The sequence below is a fragment of the Streptomyces sp. NPDC029139 genome, assembly GCF_055564335.1.
Genome location: NZ_JBVHWN010000002.1, coordinates 675,197 through 694,059, shown reverse-complemented (window position 1 = coordinate 694,059; position 18,863 = coordinate 675,197). Strand labels below are relative to the sequence as shown.

18 protein-coding genes are annotated in these 18,863 nt (G+C 73.3%); 9 read left to right on the top strand and 9 right to left on the bottom strand.

Translation table 11 applies throughout. The features are described 5' to 3' along the window. The first annotated feature begins 7 nt into the window (after positions 1-7). The 5 genes from ACZ4VW_RS07320 (at position 8) to ACZ4VW_RS07300 (ending at position 5,846) form a co-directional block, all read left to right on the top strand. Complete coding sequence (locus ACZ4VW_RS07320) at positions 8-1,183, top strand: lipid II:glycine glycyltransferase FemX (protein WP_467959346.1); 1,176 nt, start codon at positions 8-10, stop codon at positions 1,181-1,183. Then, on the top strand, positions 1,180-2,967 hold the full coding sequence (gene murJ, locus ACZ4VW_RS07315) for a murein biosynthesis integral membrane protein MurJ (protein ID WP_467959344.1): 1,788 nt from the start codon (positions 1,180-1,182) through the stop codon (positions 2,965-2,967). The genes ACZ4VW_RS07320 and murJ overlap by 4 nt, the downstream gene beginning before the upstream one ends. Before the next feature lie 133 nt (positions 2,968-3,100). After that, complete coding sequence (locus ACZ4VW_RS07310; RefSeq protein ID WP_467959342.1) at positions 3,101-3,784, top strand: response regulator; 684 nt, start codon at positions 3,101-3,103, stop codon at positions 3,782-3,784. After that, a complete protein-coding gene (locus tag ACZ4VW_RS07305; protein ID WP_467959340.1) occupies positions 3,781-5,208 on the top strand; it encodes an ATP-binding protein in 1,428 nt (475 codons plus the stop codon). The genes ACZ4VW_RS07310 and ACZ4VW_RS07305 overlap by 4 nt, the downstream gene beginning before the upstream one ends. Beyond that, a complete protein-coding gene (locus ACZ4VW_RS07300) occupies positions 5,205-5,846 on the top strand; it encodes a hypothetical protein (protein ID WP_467959338.1) in 642 nt (213 codons plus the stop codon). Before ACZ4VW_RS07305 ends, ACZ4VW_RS07300 begins: the two co-directional genes overlap by 4 nt. A 17-nt stretch (positions 5,847-5,863) precedes the next feature. Here ACZ4VW_RS07300 and ACZ4VW_RS07295 read toward each other — a convergent pair whose 3' ends face one another. Continuing rightward, entirely contained in the window at positions 5,864-6,691 is an 828-nt protein-coding gene (locus ACZ4VW_RS07295) for a serine hydrolase domain-containing protein (protein ID WP_467959336.1), read from the bottom strand. A gap of 52 nt (positions 6,692-6,743) precedes the next feature. Between ACZ4VW_RS07295 and ACZ4VW_RS07290 the strand changes: the two genes are divergently transcribed. Together ACZ4VW_RS07290 and ACZ4VW_RS07285 are read left to right on the top strand one after the other, a co-directional pair. Further along, positions 6,744-7,121 carry a MerR family transcriptional regulator gene (locus ACZ4VW_RS07290; protein WP_467959334.1) on the top strand — a complete coding sequence of 126 codons (378 nt, stop codon included), beginning with the start codon at positions 6,744-6,746 and terminating at the stop codon, positions 7,119-7,121. A 4-nt stretch (positions 7,122-7,125) separates the two neighbouring features. Next, positions 7,126-8,136, top strand: a complete 1,011-nt coding sequence (locus ACZ4VW_RS07285; protein WP_467959332.1) for an aldo/keto reductase — start codon at positions 7,126-7,128, stop codon at positions 8,134-8,136. Between the two features lie 87 nt (positions 8,137-8,223). Here the strand turns inward: ACZ4VW_RS07285 and ACZ4VW_RS07280 are convergent, their stop codons facing one another. From ACZ4VW_RS07280 to ACZ4VW_RS07250, 7 genes are all read right to left on the bottom strand, one after another. Further along, positions 8,224-9,429, bottom strand: a complete 1,206-nt coding sequence (locus tag ACZ4VW_RS07280) for an acyltransferase family protein (protein ID WP_467959330.1) — start codon at positions 9,427-9,429, stop codon at positions 8,224-8,226. Beyond that, positions 9,426-10,406, bottom strand: coding sequence for an alpha/beta hydrolase (locus ACZ4VW_RS07275; protein ID WP_467959328.1), 981 nt, complete (start codon positions 10,404-10,406; stop codon positions 9,426-9,428). Before ACZ4VW_RS07275 ends, ACZ4VW_RS07280 begins: the two co-directional genes overlap by 4 nt. Before the next feature lie 179 nt (positions 10,407-10,585). Next, complete coding sequence (locus tag ACZ4VW_RS07270; RefSeq protein ID WP_467959326.1) at positions 10,586-11,272, bottom strand: response regulator; 687 nt, start codon at positions 11,270-11,272, stop codon at positions 10,586-10,588. Further along, entirely contained in the window at positions 11,269-12,573 is a 1,305-nt protein-coding gene (locus ACZ4VW_RS07265; RefSeq protein ID WP_467959324.1) for a sensor histidine kinase, read from the bottom strand. The genes ACZ4VW_RS07270 and ACZ4VW_RS07265 overlap by 4 nt, the downstream gene beginning before the upstream one ends. A 135-nt stretch (positions 12,574-12,708) precedes the next feature. Further along, positions 12,709-13,560, bottom strand: a complete 852-nt coding sequence (locus tag ACZ4VW_RS07260) for a DUF4429 domain-containing protein (RefSeq protein WP_467959322.1) — start codon at positions 13,558-13,560, stop codon at positions 12,709-12,711. 74 nt (positions 13,561-13,634) lie between these two features. Further along, positions 13,635-14,846 (bottom strand): alpha/beta hydrolase, encoded by a 1,212-nt coding sequence (locus ACZ4VW_RS07255; protein WP_467959320.1) that lies wholly within the window; start codon positions 14,844-14,846, stop codon positions 13,635-13,637. Between the two features lie 115 nt (positions 14,847-14,961). Continuing rightward, a complete protein-coding gene (locus tag ACZ4VW_RS07250; RefSeq protein ID WP_467959318.1) occupies positions 14,962-15,594 on the bottom strand; it encodes a TetR/AcrR family transcriptional regulator in 633 nt (210 codons plus the stop codon). A 126-nt stretch (positions 15,595-15,720) separates the two neighbouring features. On the opposite strand from ACZ4VW_RS07250, the gene ACZ4VW_RS07245 reads away from it, so the two are divergent. Further along, positions 15,721-17,343, top strand: coding sequence for an MFS transporter (locus ACZ4VW_RS07245; RefSeq protein WP_467959316.1), 1,623 nt, complete (start codon positions 15,721-15,723; stop codon positions 17,341-17,343). A 153-nt stretch (positions 17,344-17,496) separates the two neighbouring features. Then, positions 17,497-17,913 (top strand): peptidase inhibitor family I36 protein, encoded by a 417-nt coding sequence (locus ACZ4VW_RS07240; RefSeq protein ID WP_467959314.1) that lies wholly within the window; start codon positions 17,497-17,499, stop codon positions 17,911-17,913. On the opposite strand, the gene ACZ4VW_RS07235 is transcribed toward ACZ4VW_RS07240, so the two are convergent. Continuing rightward, positions 17,894-18,766 carry a potassium channel family protein gene (locus tag ACZ4VW_RS07235; protein ID WP_467959312.1) on the bottom strand — a complete coding sequence of 291 codons (873 nt, stop codon included), beginning with the start codon at positions 18,764-18,766 and terminating at the stop codon, positions 17,894-17,896. The genes ACZ4VW_RS07240 and ACZ4VW_RS07235 overlap by 20 nt on opposite strands. Positions 18,767-18,863 lie beyond the last annotated feature (97 nt).

Here is an 18,863-nt window from a genome sequence, read left to right as displayed (position 1 = left end):
TCACGTTGTGTCGGCTCTGCTCGTGACAGCCGCGGCTCAGCACACCACCATCCGCCTGGGACAGGTCACCCCCGAGGCGTACCGTGCCTTCCTCGCGGGGAGCGGGCTCGGACCCAGCTTCCTCCAACTCCCCTCCTGGGCCGCGGTCAAGGACGGCTGGCGCCACCAACTCCTCGGCTGGGGCACGGGGGACGGCCCGCTCACCGGCGTCGCCCTCGTCCTGCTCCGCCCGTTCCCCGGCACCCGCAAGTACTTCGCCTACCTCCCCGAAGGGCCCGTCGCCGACTGGTCCGCCCCCGGCCTCGACGGCTGGCTCACCCCGCTGCTGCGCCACCTCCGGGCCGCCGGCGCCTTCGCCGTACGCATCGGGCCCTCGCCCGCCTTCCGCCGCTGGAACGCCGCCACCCTCAAAGCCCACACCGGACCCGGCCGCCGCCTCGCCGACGTCCTCGCCGACGAGGTCGACCCGCTCGGCACCGCCGTCGCCGAACGCCTCCGCGCCCGCGGCTGGCGCCGCTGCGGCGGCGACTCCACCGGCGCGTCCGACGGCGCCGACGCCCAGCCCCGCCACGTCTACCAGGTCCCGCTCACCGGCCGGACCACCGACGACCTGTGGAGCGGCCTCAACCAGGAGTGGCGGCGCAACGTCCGCCGGGCCCGCGCGTCCGGCGTCGAGGTCGTCGTCGGCTCGGCCGCCGACCTGCCCGACTTCCACCGGCTCCTGCGGATCACCGAGGAGCGCGACGGCTTCCGGCTCGGCCGCTCCCTGGCGTACTACGAGCGGCAGTACGCGGTCCTCAACGCCGAGGAACCCGGGCGGATGAGGCTCTACCTCGCCCGCCACGAGGGCGAGACCCTCGCCGCCCACACCATGGTCACGGCCGGGCGGCGGGTCTGGTACCAGACCGGCGCGTCCGCCGACCACCGCCGCGAGGTCCGCCCCTCCAACGCCCTGCAGTGGCGCATGATGTGCGACGCCCACGCCGCCGGGGCCGACGTCTACGACATGCGCGGGATACCCTCCACCCTCGATCCTGACGACCGCGCCCACGGTCTGCTGCGCTGGAAGCTCGGCACCGGCGGGCAGGCCGTCGAGACGCTGGGGGAGTGGGAGACACCGTTGGACGGCACGACGAACCACACGCTGTACCGGGCCTTCCAGGCGTACATGGCGCGCCGATGACGGCGACGACCCTCGTCGAGCCGCAGCGCCGCACGCCCTCCGTGCTGCGCGGCGGCGCGCTGATGGCCGCCGGGTCGCTGGTCTCGCGCGCCACCGGCTTCGTCCGCTCGGCGATCGTCGCCGCGGCCCTCGGCGCCGGGGCGATCGCCGACGGGTACGCGGTCGGCAACTCGGTCCCCACCATCGTCTACATGCTGCTCCTGGGCGGTGCCCTCAACGCGGTCTTCGTGCCCGAACTGGTCAAGGCGACCAAGGAACACGAGGACGGAGGCGTCGCCTTCACCGACCGCCTCCTGACGGTCTGCGTCCTCGCCCTGCTGGCGCTGACGGCGGGCGCGGTGCTCGCGGCGCCCGCGATCGTCGACGCGTACACCGACTACACCGGCGCCCAGCGGTCGATGACCGCCGCCTTCGCCCGGTACTGCCTGCCGCAGATCTTCTTCCTGGGACTCTTCACCCTGCTCGGACAGGTGCTGAACGCGCGGGGCCGGTTCGGCGCGATGATGTGGACACCGGTCCTCAACAACCTCGTCGTCATCGCCGTCTTCGCGCTGTACCTGACGACCGCCGACGGCGGGCGGCTGACCGGCCCGGAGACGGCCCTCCTCGGCTGGGGCACGACGGCGGGCATCGCCCTCCAGGCCCTCGCGCTCGTCCCGTCCCTGCGCGCCGCCGGCTTCCGCTGGCGCCCCCGCCTCGACTGGCGGGACGCCGGACTCACGGCGCCGCTGCGGTCGGCCGGCTGGCTGGTCCTGCTGGTCCTCACCAACCAGGCGGCGTACTGGGTGACGACGAAGCTGGCGACGGCGGCGGGGCTGCGGGCGGAGGAGCTGGGCGCGGGCGGGGGCTTCGGCTTCGCCGCGTACAACAACGCCTATCTGCTGTGGGCGGTTCCGCACGGCATCGTCACCGTCTCCCTGGTCACCGCCCTGCTGCCCCGGATGAGCGGGGCGGCGGCAGACGGTGACCTGGCGAGGGTGCGCACGGACGTGTCGTACGCGCTCCGCATGAGCGCGGCGGCCGTCGTACCCGCGGCCTGCGCCCTCTTCGCGCTGGCGGTGCCGCTGATGAGCATGGTCTTCCGGTACGGAAGGACCGACGCGGACGACATCCGGGCGATGGCCTGGATCCTGATGGCCTTCGCCCCGGGGCTCGTGGCACTCTCCGGCCAGTACGTCTGCACCCGCGCCTTCTACGCCCTGCGCGACACCCGCACCCCCTTCCTGCTCAACCTGGTGATCGCCGGTCTCCACGCGGGCCTGTCCCTGGCCGCCTACGCGCTCCTCCCGCCGACCTGGGCGGTGGCGGGCATGGCGGGCGCCTACTCCCTGGCGCTGTGGGCGGGCTGGGCGGTGACGGCGTACGCGCTGCGGCGACGGCTGGGCGGCGCGGGGGACGGGTCCTCCGGCCCGGTCGCGGACCGGTCGCCCGGCCCGGGCCTGCCGGCCGCCCGGGACCGATCCGACTCCGGTGCGGCCGACCGGTCCGTCGCTCCGGCCACGCCCGGTCGGGCCGACAGGGCGCCGGGTCGCTCCGGCCCTGCCGTGTCCGACGCGGCCTCCGCTCTCGCGCGGCTGTTCGTGGCAGCCGTGCCCGCCGCCGGGTGCGGTCTGTTCGTCGCCGACGCGACCGCCCCGGCCGGGGCTCTTCCGGCGGGCGCGGCCGGCGGCGTCGCCATCCTCGCTGTCTTCTGTCTCCTCGCCCGCCCGCTCCGACTCACGGAGGTACAGGCCGTGTTGGCAAGCGCGGGGCATCGCCTGCGCGGCCTCGCGCGGCGCGGTTGACGCCCGCCCCACGGCTTCCGGGCCTCTGCCCGGAGACTTCGCACGGCAGCCTCGGGCACCGTGGCGGCAGGTGCCCCTCGCCCCCGCTCTCCCCGTAGGGGAGGCTCCTCACTCACCTTGGGATACTCGTCGAATGCCTCGCCTGCTCCTCATAGAAGACGACCCCTCCGTCCGCGAAGGGGTCGAACTCGGGCTGCGACGCCGTGGGCACGAGGTACGGGCGGCCGCGACCGGGGAGGCCGGACTCGCCCTGCTGACGGAGTTCCGGCCCGACCTGCTGCTGCTCGATCTGATGCTGCCCGGCATGAACGGCGTCCAGGTCTGCCGCCGCGTCCGCGAGACCAGCCAGCTGCCGATCATCATGCTCACCGCGCGCGGAGACGACTTCGACGTCGTCGTCGGCCTGGAGGCCGGAGCCGACGACTACATCGTCAAGCCCGCCCGTACCGAGGTCATCGACGCCCGCATACGGGCCGTGCTGAGGCGCATCGAGGAGCCGGGCGCCGGACGGCCCGCCGTCGAGTTCCACGGGGAGCTCGCCATCGACCGGGTCGGCCTCACCGTCGCGAAGTCCGGCGAGCGCCTCGCCCTCGCCCCCTCCGAGCTCAAGCTCCTGCTCCACCTGACGGCCGCCCCCGAGCAGGTCTTCAGCCGGCAGCAACTCCTGGAACACGTCTGGGAGCACAGCTACCACGGCGACGCCCGCCTCGTGGACGCCTGCGTGCGCCGGCTGCGCAACAAGATCGAGGACACCCCCGGCAGCCCCCGCTACATCCAGACCCTGCGCGGCTTCGGCTACCGCTTCGGACCGCTGTGAAGCGCCGTCTCCGCCCCTTCGGGCTCCGTACCCGGCTCGTCCTCGCCTTCCTCCTCGTCGCCGCCGTCGGCTGCGGCACCACCGCCGCGCTCACCTACCGGGCCGCCCGCAACGCGATCCTCGAACAGGCCCAGGACACCGCCGTCTCCGCCTTCCGCGAGCAGGTCGCGACGCTGGCCACCCCGCTGCCCGTCGACGCGGACCAGCTGCGCGACGACCTCTTCCGGATCGCCAAGCAGGGCAAGCCGCACCCCTGGCGGGTCTACGCCCAGTACGGCGACCTCTGGGTCTCCTCCACGGACCGACCCACCTCCACCGTCATCACCCCGGAACTGCGCGCCCGCGCCCAGGGCACCGCGCACGGCAGCTTCCAGCGGGTCGTCAAGAACGGCACGCCCTACCTCACGATCGCCGTCCCCGCCCTCCTCAAACCCGGCCCCGGCGCCGTCGGCCACCCCACCGGCCTGGTCGTCTACGCCGTCGTCGACATGAGCGACGAGCAGGAGAACATCGAGGCCATGGTGGCCGCGGCCCGCGGCGGCGCCCTGCCGGCCCTCGCCATCGCGCTCATCCCCGCCCTGATCGCCGCCCGGAGCGTGCTGCGGCCGGTGCGGGACCTGCGGCGCGCCGCGCACAGCATGGGCCGGGGCGAGCTGGACACCCGGATCCACGCCAAGGGCAGCGACGAACTCGCCGACCTCGCGCGGACGTTCAACGAGTCCGCCGCCGAACTCCAGCGGTCGGTCGAGGAGCTGCAGCGCGCCGAGGCACGCGCCCGCCGGTTCGCCTCCGACGTCTCGCACGAACTGCGCACGCCCCTGGCGGGGATGCTGGCCGTCACCGAGCTCCTCGACGAGGACGCCGCCGGCCTCGACACGGACACCGCCCGCGCGGTCCGGCTCATCAGTACCGAGACCGGCAAACTCGCCGTCCTCGTCGAGGACCTGATGGAGATCTCCCGCTTCGACGCCCGCGCGGCCGAGCTGCACACCGACGAGGTGGACGTCGCGGAGACGATCCGCCGGACCCTGAGCAGCCGCCACTGGACCGACCCGGAGCGGGTGGCCCCGGACCTCCAGCCCGGTATCCGGGCCCGGCTCGACCCGCGCCGCTTCGACGTCGTCGTCGCCAATCTGGTCGGCAACGCCCTGCGCCACGGCAGCCCGCCCGTGGCGGTACGGCTCTTCACCGAGGGCCCCTGCCTGGTCACCCAGGTCGTCGACCGGGGACCGGGAATCGCCCCGGAGGTGCTGCCGCACGTCTTCGACCGCTTCTTCAAGGCGGACCCCTCGCGGGCCCGTTCCTCCGGCAGCGGCCTGGGGCTCGCGATCACCCAGGAGAACGTACGGCTGCACGGCGGCACGGTCGTCGCCGGGAACCACTCCGACGGAGGGGCGGTCTTCACGGTGCGGATCCCGCTGTGAGCGCGTACCGCCGGGTCCTGGCCGGGCCGGCCCTGCTCCTGCCGCTCCTCGCCCTCGGGGCCTGCGGCATCCGCGACAGCGGTGTCGTCGAGGCCGGGGAGGCGGCTGCCGTTCCCGTCGGCCCGCCGCCCGCCCTCCGGATGACGCTCTTCTTCGTCGACGGCGACGGGCGTCTGCTGCCGGTCGTCCGGGACGGACCGGGCGTTCAGGGCCGACAGGAGCCCACCCCCACCCCTCCCGGCGAGCACTCGGACCCGTCGGGCGGTGGCGTCGGGTCGCTTCTCGACGACAAGCGTGAGGGCGCCGCGGACCAACCCCTCAAGGCGCTCGTCGCCCTGCTGGCCGGCCCCACGGCCGCCGAACGCTCCGCCGGCCTGCGCACACGCCTCCCGGGGCCGGAGCACCGGCAGCACGAGCTGTACGTGAGCGACGACGCGATCAGGTGGGGGCAGGAGGACGAACCGGTGTTCCGCGTGCGGTCCACGGGCCCGGTGAAGGGCCTGGACCCGCTCGCCGTCCAGCAGATCGTCTGCACGACGGTCTACGCGCTGCACCCCGCGGGCGCCGTCTCGGTCGACCTCACCGGTCCGGACGGCACGCTGCCCACCCGGTCCTGCCCGTCGGCCGACGAGGCATAGCGGCGCCCGGCTCCCGCTCAGGCCCCGGCGCGCAGCTCCGCGAGGACCGCGTCCGTGAACGGCGGCCACGCCTCCACCGCCCACGGCCCGAAGGCCCGGTCGGTCAGCGCCACACACGCGGCGCGGGCGTCGGGGTCGATCCACAGGAACGTGCCCGACTGCCCGAAGTGCCCGAACGTCCGCGGCGAGGACGAGGACCCCGTCCAGTGCGGCGACTTGGCGTCCCGGATCTCGAAGCCGAGCCCCCAGTCGTTGGGCCGCTGGTGACCGTAGCCGGGCAGGATCCCGGTCAGCCCGGGGTGCGTCACCGTCATCGCGTCGAGCACCGTGCGCGCGTCGAGCAGCCGGGGTGCCTGCACCTCCGCCGCGAACCGCACCAGGTCGTCGACCGTCGAGACCCCGTCCTTGGCGGGCGAGCCCTCCAGCGTCGTCGAGGTCATCCCCAGCGGCTGCAGGACCGCCTGGTGCAGATACTCGGCGAACGGGATGTCCGTCGCCTTGGCGACGTGGTCGCCGAGCGCCTCGAAGCCGGTGTTGGAGTAGATCCGGCGCGTGCCGGGGGAGGCCGTCACCCGGTCCTCGTCGAAGGCGAGTCCGGAGGTGTGGGCGAGGAGATGCCGTACGGTCGCGCCCTCGGGCCCGGCGGGCTCGTCGAGGTCGATCGCCCCCTCCTCGTACGCGACGAGGACGGCGTACGCGGCCAGCGGCTTGGTCACGGAGGCGAGCGGGAACCGCTGCCCGGTGGGGCCGTGGGACCCGGCCAGGGTGCCGTCCGCGCGCACGACGGCGGCGGCCGCGGTGGGGACGGGCCAGTTCTCGATCATCGCCAGGCTCTGCAGGGACATGGCTCCGAGCCTACTTGCTTGGAGTGCACTCGAAGGTCCTAGCGTGGGGCCCATGAGCGTGATCGAGAGAAGCGTCCCCTACACGATCAGCGAGGTGGCCGCCCTGACCGGCCTGTCGGCGCACACCCTGCGCTGGTACGAGCGGATCGGGCTCATGCCGCACGTGGACCGCTCGCACACCGGCCAGCGCCGCTTCTCCCAGCGCGACCTGGACTGGCTGGGATTCGTCGGAAAGCTCCGGCTGACCGGGATGCCGGTCGCGTCGATGGTGCGGTACGCGGAGCTGGTGCGGGAGGGCGACCACACCCGCGACGAACGGCGCGAGCTCCTGGAGACAACGAGGAGGGACGTGCGGTCCCGGATCGCTGAGCTCCAGGACACGCTCGCCGTGCTCGACACCAAGATCAGTCACTACTACGCGGAGGCATGACCCGATGAGCAGGATCAGCACCGTCCGACTCGGTACCGACGGTCCCGAGATCGGCGTCCAGGGCTTCGGCGCCATGGGCATCAGCGAGTTCTACGGCGACACGGACGAGGCGGCCGCCCGCGACACCCTCGACGCCGCGCTGGAGGCGGGCGTCACGCTGATCGACACGGCGGACGTGTACGGCAGCGGCGCCAACGAGGAGTTCCTCGCGCCGTTCGTCGCCGCGCACCGCGACGAGATCACCCTGGCCACCAAGTTCGCCATCGAGCGGCGCGCGGACGACCCGCACTTCCGGGGGATCCGCAACGATCCCGCGTACATCAGGAGCGCGGTGGAGGCGAGCCTGCGCCGCCTCGGCGTCGAGACCATCGACCTCTACTACATGCACCGGCGCGACCCGGAGGTCCCGCTCGCCGAGTCGGTGGGGGCGATGGCGGACCTGGTACGGGAGGGCAAGGTCAAGCACCTCGGCCTGAGCGAGGTGACCGGCGCGGAACTGCGCGAGGCGCACGCCGTGCACCCGATCGCCGCGCTCCAGTCGGAGTGGTCGCTCTTCTCCCGCGACGTGGAACGCAGCGCGGTCGGCGCGGCGGCCGAGCTGGGCGTGACGTTCGTGCCCTACTCGCCCCTCGGCCGCGGCTTCCTGACCGGCGCGTTCGCGGACGCCTCGAAGGACCTGTCGGGCGGCGACTTCCGCCAGTACCAGCCCCGCTTCACCGGGGAGAACGCGACACGGAACGCCGCCCTCCTCGCCCCGGTCCACACGATCGCGAAGACCCACGGCGCGACGCCGGCACAGATCGCCCTCGCCTGGGTGCAACAGCGCTCCTCGGTCCACGGTCTGACGGTCGTCCCGATCCCGGGCACCCGCAAGCGCGCCCGCCTGGAGGAGAACGCGGCGGCGACCCGGATCACCCTGACCGAGGCAGAACTGGCGGAACTGGAGCCGATCGCCGCGCAGGTGGCGGGCGACCGGTACCCGGACATGACCTTCACCTCGGCGGCGCGGGAGTGACGGCGCGGGAGTAGGGGACGGGGCGGGAGTAGGGACGGGGGAGGGGCTGGGCGTTGATGGGGGTCCGGCACCCCCGGCCATGACCCCTCACGCCAGGTCCAGCGCGAAGGCCGCGAAGCCGGCGGCGAGCAGGCCCGCCGCCGCGCGTCGGGCCGGGCCCGTACGGGTCCACGGGGACTCGAAGCCGCGCGCGTACCGCCCGATCAGGAGCAGCAGGGCCGCGAACAGCGGCATCCAGGCCAGGCGGGCGAGGATCCAGCCGACCGAGTCCGGCGCGCCCACCAGGCCGGGGACCTCACCCGCGTACGAGGCGGGGATCGCGGCGGCGAGCATGGCCGTCTGGTGCCAGCACAGGATCGTCATCGCGGACAGATTGACGATCACGACCGGCGCCCACAGCGCGGGCCGCTTCAGCAGCGCGCCGAGCCGGCCGCGGAGCAGGATCGCCGCGCCGCTCTGGGCGGCGGCGAGGGCCAGGACGAGGAGCGACGGGGGGTGCGAGTTGGTCCGGGCCTCGCCGGGGACGCCGACCATCGAGGCGGGGTAGCCGAAGGCGAGCAGCAGGGCGGCGAAGAGGGCCGCGCCGCCGAGCAGCAGCCCCCAGGCGTGACGCCGGGTGACCCGGCCCTCGCCCCAGGAGACGCCCAGTTGGTAGGCGAAGAGCCAGCCGGGCAGGATGTTGAGCAGGCTGATCCAGGACGGCACGGCGTCGGCGTACGGCCCGTAGCGCAGGAAGTCGACGACGGCGACCGAGGCGAGCAGCGGGGCCGCCGCCCACACGCCCGCCCGGCGGGTGGCGCTCACGCACAGCGGGGTGAGCGCGGTCACGACCGTGTACACCCCGACGAACCACAGCGGCTGGACCACGAGCGTGGACGCCGTCCGCAGCGTGTCGCCCGGCACCCCGAAGCCGTGGTGGAGGAGCGGGAGCAGCACCGCCCAGACGGCCGTGACACCGAGGACGGGACGGCCGAGCCGGGCGAGCCGGCCCGTGAGCCATGCGCCGGTGGAGCCCTTGCGCTTGCGGTAGGACAGGACGGAGGCGTAGCCGCCGACCAGGAAGAAGATCCCGAGCATCTGCAGGATCCAGCTGACGGGCGCGAGTCCGCCGAAGGTGCCGAGCGGGCTGGCGTTGTGCAGCGCCCCGTCCGAGGAGAGCGTGAAACCGCCCAGCAGCCAGTGCCCGGTGGGCACGGCGAGCAGCGCGAGGGCGCGCAGCCCGTCGATCGCCCGGTCGCGGTGGGCGGGGGTGCCGGCCTCGATCCTCGAGACGGTCCTGGTGAGCGTACTCATCGGACATCCCCCTCGGCGATGGCGGCGAAGGTACGGAGCGACTGCGTGCCGGCCGCGAAGTAGCCGTCGTGGCCGGGGGCGTCGGCGGCCGGGACGAGGCGGGCGCCGAAGTCGGGATCGGTGGGGTCCGCGCCGTGACCGAGCCCCGCGAACGCGACGTTCGGGACCCTGTCGATCCAGTCGGACGGATCCTTGGCCGCCCACACCCGGGCCGACGTGCCCAGGTCGGTGACGTTCGCCGCGCGCATGCCCGGGGAGCCGAGGACGACGAGGTCCTTGGCCTTGAGGTCGCGGGCGGCCAGGCCGCAGACGACGGAGCCGTAGCTGTGGCAGAACACGGACGGCGCGGGGACCCCCGTCGCGGCCAGGCCGTCGGTGAGCCGCGTCAGCCGCTCCGCCCCGACCTCGGCGAGGTCCCCGGTGGCGGCGTCGAGACCGACACCGACCGGCGTGGTGTAGCCGGCCCAGGCGATCACGGCGGTGCGACCGTGCGTGGCCCGGCGCAGCGCCTCGGCCTTGTCGGTGAGCGGTGTGATGTTCCCGGCGTCGATGTCGGACCCGGGCACGATCACGGCCACGTGCTCGGCCGTCGTCAGGTCGCCCGAGACGAGGACGGCCTGGCCCCGGCCGCGCGGGTCGAAGGCGAGGACCTGCTGCCCGGCGTACCGGCCGCCCAGGGCGCGGGCGTTCGCCTCGTACCGCAGACGCGGCGGTACACCGTCGAGGTTGCCGACGACGGAGGGGTGCGCGCGGACCAGCTCGTGCTGCCGGCCGACCGTCAGACCGGCGAAGTACGCGGCGACCTGGGAGGGCGTCATCCGTTCCGGGTCGGGCAGCCCGTCCGCCCGCCAGGCGTCCGTGCCGACCGGGGCTCCCGTCACGGCCTGCTGCGCACTCCCGGACGCCCAGCCCGCCGTCCCGGCGATCACCGTCGTGGTGAGTGCGGCGGCGACCAAGGTCCTTGTGTAGCGGCGCATATGAGGCCCCTCCCTCTTCGTGTCTCTCGTCCGTGGCGAGAGGAAGGTAGGAAGAGGGTGGGTGACGGCACGTCACACCGAGGGGCCAACTCTCCGGTGCTACCGGGGTAGGGGGTGGACGAGCGGCGCTCCCCCGGCCGATGGTGGGGCTTTCCCCCGGTGGGGGCGCGCCCTTCCGGTCAGCGGTGCCCGTCGCCCGGGGTCACCAGGCCCGACTCGTACGCGAAGATCACCGCCTGCGCGCGGTCGCGCAGGTCCAGCTTGGCGAGCACCCGGCCGATGTGGGTCTTCACCGTCTGCTCGGCGAGGACCAGCCGGTCCGCGATCTCCTGGTTCGACAGACCGCGCGCGATCAGCTCCAGGACCTCCGTCTCGCGCGGCGTCAGACCGTTGAGACGCAGCGCGACCCGGTCCCCGCGCGGGGCCGGCCTCGACGCGGCGAAGTCGGCGATCAGCCGCCGGGTCACCGACGGGGCGAGCAGCGCCTCGCCCGCCGCCACCACCCGTACCGCCGCGATCAAATCGGCGGGCGGCGCGTCCTTCAGCAGGAAGCCGGACGCGCCCGCGCGCAGCGCCTCGTACACGTAGTCGTCCACGTCGAAGGTGGTCAGCATCAGCACCTTCGGCCGGTGCGTGATCCCCACCGGCGGCGAAAGGATCTCCCGGGCCGCCGCGAGACCGTCCATCTCCGGCATCCGCACGTCCATCAGCACCACGTCCGGGTGCGTCGACCGCGCCACGTCCACGCCCCGGCGCCCGTCCGGCGCCTCGCCCACCACGTCGATGTCGGCCTGCGCCGAGAGGAGCGCGGCGAACCCCGCCCGCACCATGGCCTGGTCGTCGACGATGATCACGCGGATGGTCAAGACACGTCCTTCGAGGTCATGGGGAGGCGCGCGGCCACCCGGAAGCCGCCGTCCGGCAGCGGCCCGGTGTCGAGCGAGCCGCCGGTCAACCGTACGCGCTCGCGCATCCCGACCAGCCCGTGCCCGGTCCCCGTCCCGCTCTCCAGGGGCGAAGCGCGCCCCGAGACAGGGCCGTTGACCACCACGATGGTCAGCCGTCCGTCGTCCGCGCGGATCGAGACCCGGGTCTCGGCGCCCGGCGCGTGCCGGACCACGTTCGCCAGCGCCTCCTGCACGATCCGGTACGCCGACAGGTCCACCGCCTGCGGTACGTCGCTCCGGCCGGCCATGAGGTCCGCCGCCATCGACAGTTCGGCCGGCACCCCCGCCCGAACCGTCGCCTCGATCAGCTGCTGCACCCGGTCCAGGCCGGGCTGCGGGGCCCGTTCGCCCTCCGTGCCCTCGCTGCGCAGCACCACCAGCAGCCGGCGCATCTCGGCGAGCGACTCCCGGGCGCTCGCGGCGATCGAGGTGAACTCCTCGCGGGCCGCCTCAGGAAGGTCCGGGATCCGGTACGGCGCCGAGTCCGCCTGCACCGTGATCACGGACATGTGGTGGGCCACGATGTCGTGCAGTTCGCGCGCGATGCGGGCCCGCTCCTCCAGAAGCGTGCTGCGGGCCCGCTCGGCCGCGCTGCGGCGCTCGGCGTCCCCGCGCTCGCGGATCGTCGCCATGACGAGCAGGACCACTCCGCTCAGGACGAAGAGCAGGACGTGGATGCCGTCCGTGTTCTCCGGCGCGACCGCCGTGAGGACGAACCCCGTGGCTCCCGTCACCAGCCACACCCCGAGCAAGGCCCGGCGCGACTCGCGCAGCCCCAGGGCGAGCATCAGGGCGAGGTACCCGACCACGACCGGCGGCGTCCACGGCCAGGTGCGCCCGTCGAGGCCGTTCGAGGCGAGCATGACGAGCGCCCCGGCCACATCGGCGATGCCGATGATCCACCATGCCTGGAGGGGGCGGGTCACGGCGAGGAGCAGCGGCGCGCTCTGCGCGGTGGCCAGGGCGCCGGCCAGGCCGCCGTTGACCTGGTAGTCGTTCATGAGGACCGCGACGGTCGACGGCAGCAGCGAGGCGACGAAGGCGAACGCGACGCCGTACGGGAGCAGTCGGAGCCAGCGCGTGCGCGCCTCGGCGAGCAGCGGGGCGCCCGGTTCCGTCGGGGTCGCGAGGGCGGTGCCGAAGGACTGCATCACCCCTCGGACGGGCGCGAGCATCCGGGCGACGGGGCGGTCGGCTCCGAGGGAGCGTGTCTTCTTCATGGCCCGCTCAGGGTAGGCAGCCGGACGGCCGCCGGGCGTCATACCGAGGACCCGGTCGAGGGGTGATACCGGGGTATGACTGGCGTCGGCGGACCGGGCGCCCCCACGCCCCCACCCGCCGAGCCCCGGTCTTCGTCAGAGCTCCGCCAGCAACTCCGCCTTCTTCGCCGTGAACTCCTCGTCCGTCACCAGCCCCGCCTCGTGCAGCTCCCCCAGATGCCGGATCCGCTCCGCGACCCCCGCCGGGTCGCGCAGCTCCGCCTCGGGCAGCGCGGCCACCCGCCCGGCACGGCGGACCGCCGACAGGACGGCGGCCGCGAACGGCAGGGACTCGTGGACCGGGCCGTAGCCGAGGCCGAAGACCACGGCCGCCGGATCGTGGTCCGCCTGGGGCGGCCGCGGCTCCCCGGACCGGGGCAGCAGACGCAGATACCCGTCGAAGACGTCCGGCGAGCGCCACTCCACCCCGCTGAGCTCCCGTACCGGAAAGGTCTGGTCGCCCGCCTTCCACTTCTCCGAGGACGCGCCCGACCACGACCAGCGGAACGACACCTCCGACCGGCCGTCGAAGGTCGCCTTCCCGTCGTACGCCTTGAACGACTGCGGTCCCTCCGGCGCCTCCACAAGGAAACGGTCCGAGGGCTCGTCCCGGGGCGTGAGCACCGCGCGCAGTTCGTCCCGGTAGTACTCGGCCAGCGTCTCCCGTTCCGCCGGCAGCACCAGCCGGTACGGGTCGCACCCCTCCTTCAGCTGTCCCGCGGCAGCCTCCATCAGAGGATCGGCGCCCGCTCTCGGCACCGCGTGCAGCACGACGGTGCCCCGCTTGCCCGGGGCGAGCGTCACGGACGCCAACGCCTCGTGCGGGATACGTCGTTCGCGCAGCGCCTGGAACAGTTTCGGTGTGCGGATCCCCCGTTCGAAGCGGATGACGACGGCGTCGCTCTCGAACTCCCAGGTGGCATGAATTCCGGCCAGCACATCACCCATGTGCCTCATCGTATGCGGCGCGCGCCCCCACGTCGCCCCTGCGCCGGGGGCCGACATCCCGCTCTCTACGCGCGTCAGAGCCCTTCCTCGCCGGAGATTCCGCTGCGGCAAGCGCTGTCGACGCTCGCGCAGGTCAGGCTCTGGTACGAACCAACACCTATGGCCGCCAAGTTGTCGAGGCTGCCGGTGCCCGGCTCGAAATAGCCGGTATGGCCGTTCGCCCCGGCCGCCGAGAGCAGCCGCGCACCGAACTCCGGCGCCACCGGATCCGCCCCGTGCCCCACTCCGCCGACCGCGAGGTGCGGCACGTCCTGGATCCAGTCGTCCGCGTCCCGCATCGCCCACACCCGGGCCCGCGTCGACAGCTCCGCCGCCCGCTCCACCCGCATGCCGGGGCTTCCCGCCACCACCACGTCCGTCACCCGGGAGGGCAGCCGGGCCGCGGCGACCCCGCAGAGCACGGAGCCGTAGCTGTGGCAGAAGAGGCTGACGCGGGAGGCGCCGGGCAGCGCGGCGGTCATGCCGACGAGCCGTACCGCGCCCGCCGAGGCCAGGCGGCCCATCGCGGCGTCGATGCCGACTCCGACGGGGGCGGTGTAGTCGGCCCAGGCGATGACGGCCGTACGGCGCGTGGGGGCGGCCTCGCGCTCGGCGGCGTAGAGCGACTGCGCCATCCCGGCCGGTGCCGAGTACTTGCGGCTGGTCTTCTGGAAGGTCAGCAGATTGGTGTCCACGCCGGGCACGATCACCGACACCCGCTGGGCCCGCTCCAGATCGCCGAGCACCTCGGCCGTCCGGCCGCCACCGGTCGGGTCGAAGGCGAGGATCTGACGGTCCGGACGCATCAGCGAGGTGAAGCGGTGCGCGCGGCGCAGGGCCTCGTGCCGGCCGTCGGCGGTGAGCCGGGGGTCCTCGACCCGCTTGCGTTCGACGTCGAGGGCGCGGGCCAGGGAGAGCCGGTTGGAGCGGTAGCGCAGGGTGACCGGGGCGCCGTTGAGATTGCCGACGACGAACGGATGCGCGTCGGCGAGGAAGGCGCCCTGCGTCGGGCCGATCGAGGCGAAGAACGCGGCGATCGTACGGGCGGGGGCGGCCGGGTCGGGCAGGTCCCGGTGGCCGATCCTGCCGTGCAGCCAGGAGGCGATGGCGGCCTCCCGCGTCTCTCCCGGCCCGCGCTGATGCCGGATCGTCGTCCAGCCGGTAGTCGCCAGGAGCACGAAGATCACGGCCAGCGCGAGCAGCATGCGCCAGGCGGTGAGGGTGGGGGAGGTGTCGAAGGAAGTCACTGCGCCACACCCTAGGAGACGGGCGAGGGGTGTCGCGGCCACGAGTGACGTGGATCACGGGCCGAGGCGAGGTGCGGTGACGCTCCGTGCGCGGGGGCGTACGCCTCGCGCGTGGCTAGCGCTTCCGCCACTCCGGTACGAGCGCGGGGGCGAGGTGGTCCAGGTAGTGCGCCGTCATCGCGCGGATCCCCTCCAGGGTCGGGTCCGCCCCCCGGCCCCAGAGCTGGCCGGTCACTCGCATGACGCCGCTGAAGGCCGCCACCACGATCCGGGGGCGCGGGTCCTCGTCGAGGTCCAGGCCCTCGCGCTCGGCGACGAGCCGGGCTATGGCCTCCTCCATCTCGCTGGAGCGGCGCAGGTGGACGGCGAGCAGCGAGGGGGTCGACTCGATCATCTGGAAGGTTCGCAGATAGAGATCGAGGGGGACGACCTCCATGATCGCCTCGCCGATGGTGTCCCAGGAGGAGAGCACGGCGTTGCGCATCGCGTCGAGCGGCCCCTCCTGTGCGGGGCGTGCCGCCAGTGCCTGGACGAAGCGGTCCTCGACCATGCGCTGCACGGCGAAGGCGGCCTCCTCCTTGGAGGAGAAGTAGCGGAAGAAGGTGCGCTGGGAGACCTCGACCGCGTCGGCGATCTCGTCGACGGTGGTCTGCTCGTATCCCTGGGTCGTGAACAGTTCGAGGGCGACGCGCAGCAGGGCGTCCCGCGTGCGCTGCTTCTTCCGTTCCCGCAGACCGGAAACCGTCACCGTAGAGCCCTCTTTTCGCCACTTTCCCAGGCGTCGTGCAGCTCAGGGTACCTGTGAGCTACGTGACAGTTACCGTCGTGTGAATCGCTTTGTCAATTGTCAGTGACTGACATTAGCCTCGCTGGCATGACTAGTCAGACCACCGTGGAAAAGGCCCCGCAGGGTCGAGGGGGCGACCGGAGCCCCGCGCCGGCTCCGGCGAAGGGACTGCGAGGCCATCCCTGGCTGACGCTGTTCGCCGTGGCGGCCGGCGTGATGATGGTCGCGCTCGACGGCACGATCGTGGCCATCGCCAACCCCGCCATCCAGCACGACCTCGGCGCGACACTCGATCAGCTGCAGTGGATCACCAACGGGTATCTGCTCGCGCTCGCCGTCGCCCTGATCACCGCCGGCAAGCTCGGTGACCGCTTCGGTCACCGCCAGACCTTCCTGATAGGCATCGCCGGCTTCGCCGCCGCCTCCGCCGCGATCGGCCTCTCGGACTCGATCGCCTACGTGATCGCCTTCCGCATCCTCCAGGGCCTCTTCGGCGCCCTGCTGATGCCGGCGGCGCTCGGCCTGCTCCGGGCCACCTTCCCCGCCGAGAAGCTGAACATGGCCATCGGCATCTGGGGCATGGTCATCGGCGCCTCGACGGCCGGCGGCCCGATCCTCGGCGGCTTCCTCGTCGAGCACGTCAGCTGGCAGTCCGTCTTCTTCATCAACGTTCCGGTCGGCGTGCTCGCGCTCGTGCTCGGCCTGGTGATCCTGCGGGACCACCGCGCCGAGAACGCCCCGCGCTCGTTCGACGTCCTCGGGATCCTGCTGCTCTCCGGCGCGATGGGATCGCTCATCTGGGGCATCATCCAGGCCGGTGCCGACTGGGGCTGGACGGGTGGCAACACCTGGGGCTGCCTGATCGGCGCGTTCCTGCTCTTCGGCCTCTTCGCCCTGTGGGAGACCAAGGTCAAGGAGCCGCTCATCCCGCTGGCCATGTTCCGCTCCGTGCCGCTCTCGGCCGGTGTGGTCCTGATGGTCCTCATGGCCTTCGCCTTCATGGGCGGGCTGTTCTTCGTGACCTTCTACCTCCAGGGTGTCCAGGGCCTGGGGCCGATCGACGCCGGTCTGCACCTGCTGCCGCTGACCGCGATGATGATCGTCTCCTCGCCGCTGGCCGGTGCGCTGATCACCAAGTTCGGCCCGCGGATCCCGCTGGTCGGCGGCATGGTCTGCACCGCCGCCGCCATGTTCGGCATGATCACGCTCACGGAGGACTCCGGAACGTTCGTGATGTCCCTCTGGTTCGCGCTGCTCGGCCTGGGCCTCGCCCCGGTCATGGTCGGCGCCACCGAGGTCATCGTCGGCAACGCCCCGCTGGAGCTCTCCGGCGTCGCGGGCGGTCTGCAGCAGGCCGCGATGCAGGTCGGCGGCGCGCTCGGCACGGCCGTGCTCGGCGCGGTCATGTCCTCCAAGGTCTCCAGCGACTTCGCGGCGAACTGGACGGCCGCCGGTGTCCCGGGCCGGCCCACGCCCGGGCTGGAGGAGGCCGCCGAGTTCGGCATGGTCCCGCAGGAGCTGGCGAAGGCACCCGGCATGACCCCGGACATGTTCGACCGGATCGGTGGCGTCATCCACGACACCTTCATGGACGGCATGGGCCTGGCCTTCACCGTCGCCGGTGTCGTCGCCGTCGTCGCGGCGGGAGTCGCCATGCTCACCAAGCGCGGCGCGAACGCGGAGGCGGGTGCGGGCGGCGTCCACATCTGACGTCGACCTCGTGACACGACAGCCCCGCCGGACCCGGTCCGGCGGGGCTGTCACCTATCCGGGTGAACCGACCCATGGCCTCTTCCCAACGGGCTGTCACCTCCTCCAGAGTTTCTGATTACAGAGAGTGACGAACCTGGGGGGTTGACCGACATGTCGACGCAGCACGTACACCTGGCCGTACTGACGGCCGTCCTGCTCACCGCCGTGGCGGGCGCGTCCGTGGCAGCCGCTCCGGCTCCCGCGGCCGCTCCCGTCGCCGCGACGGCCGCCGCATCGGCTCCCAAGCTCGGGAGCTGCGGGCCCGGACAGCTCTGTCTGTGGCCCAAGGCGGACTTCAAGGGCAAGACCCTCACCCACGAGCTGGCGGGGACCGACATCGAGAGCTGCGTGCCCCTGCCGTCCGGGACGAGCGCCCAGGCGCTCGCCAACCGCACCGGACGGCCGGTCACCACGTACCAGTCCGCGGAGTGCGCCGAGACCGGGGAGTTCGAGACCTATCCGGGCCGCGGGACGTGGGTGCCGCAGACGCCGTACCAGGTCAGAGCCTTCAAGATCTGGGAGAGGTAGGGGCCTCGTCCGGCGGCGGTACGGGGAACGGCACCGCCGCCGGTGCCGGTGCCCCGGCCGGCGCGGGGGCGAGGGCGGGGCCCAGGCCGGGGGCCTGCGCGGACACCGGCAGCGGTGCCGTCACCGGTGCCGGCGAGGAGAGCCGTGCCACCTCGGCGCGCAGCGCGTGGACCTCCCGGGCCAGGGCCTCCAGGAGTTCCGTCTGCCGGCGCTCCTGGGCGTCGTCCCGTTCGAAGCGGGAGATGAACCAGGCCGCGATGTTGGCGGTCACCACACCCAGCAGGGCGATCCCCGAGAGCATCAGGCCCACCGCGAGGACGCGTCCGAGACCCGTGGTCGGGGCGTGGTCGCCGTAGCCGACCGTCGTCATCGTGGTGAACGACCACCACACCGCGTCCCCGAGCGTCTTGATGTTCCCGTCCGGGGCGCTGCGCTCCACATGGAGCACGGCCAGCGAGCCGAACATCAGGAGCCCGACCACCGCGCCCGCCACATAGGTGGTGAGCGTGATCTGCGGGGCCATCCGGGCCCGCCGGCCCACCAGGAGGAGCGTGGAGACCAGACGCAGCAGCCGCAGCGGCTGCACCAGGGGGAGCAGCACCGCCAGCAGGTCGAGGGGATGCCTGCGGACGAAGAGCCACTTGCTAGGCGCCAGCACGAGCCGTACGGCGTAGTCGACGGCGAACGCGCCCCACACCACCCACTCGACGTGCGTGCACAGCCGGTGCACCCCGGCGTCGGCGTCGGGCGCCACGATCGGCACGGCATAGGCGACGCCGAACACGACGGCGAGCCCCAGCAGCGGCGTCTGGGTGCGCTTCTCCCAGCGCAGCTGCGAGGTGGGTTGCTTCATGGCAGGCATCGTAGGCAATGCCGAGGGGGGGGGGGGGGGGGGGGGGGGGGGGCGTCCCCCCCCCCCCCCCCCCCCTCCCCCCCCCCCCCCTCCCCCC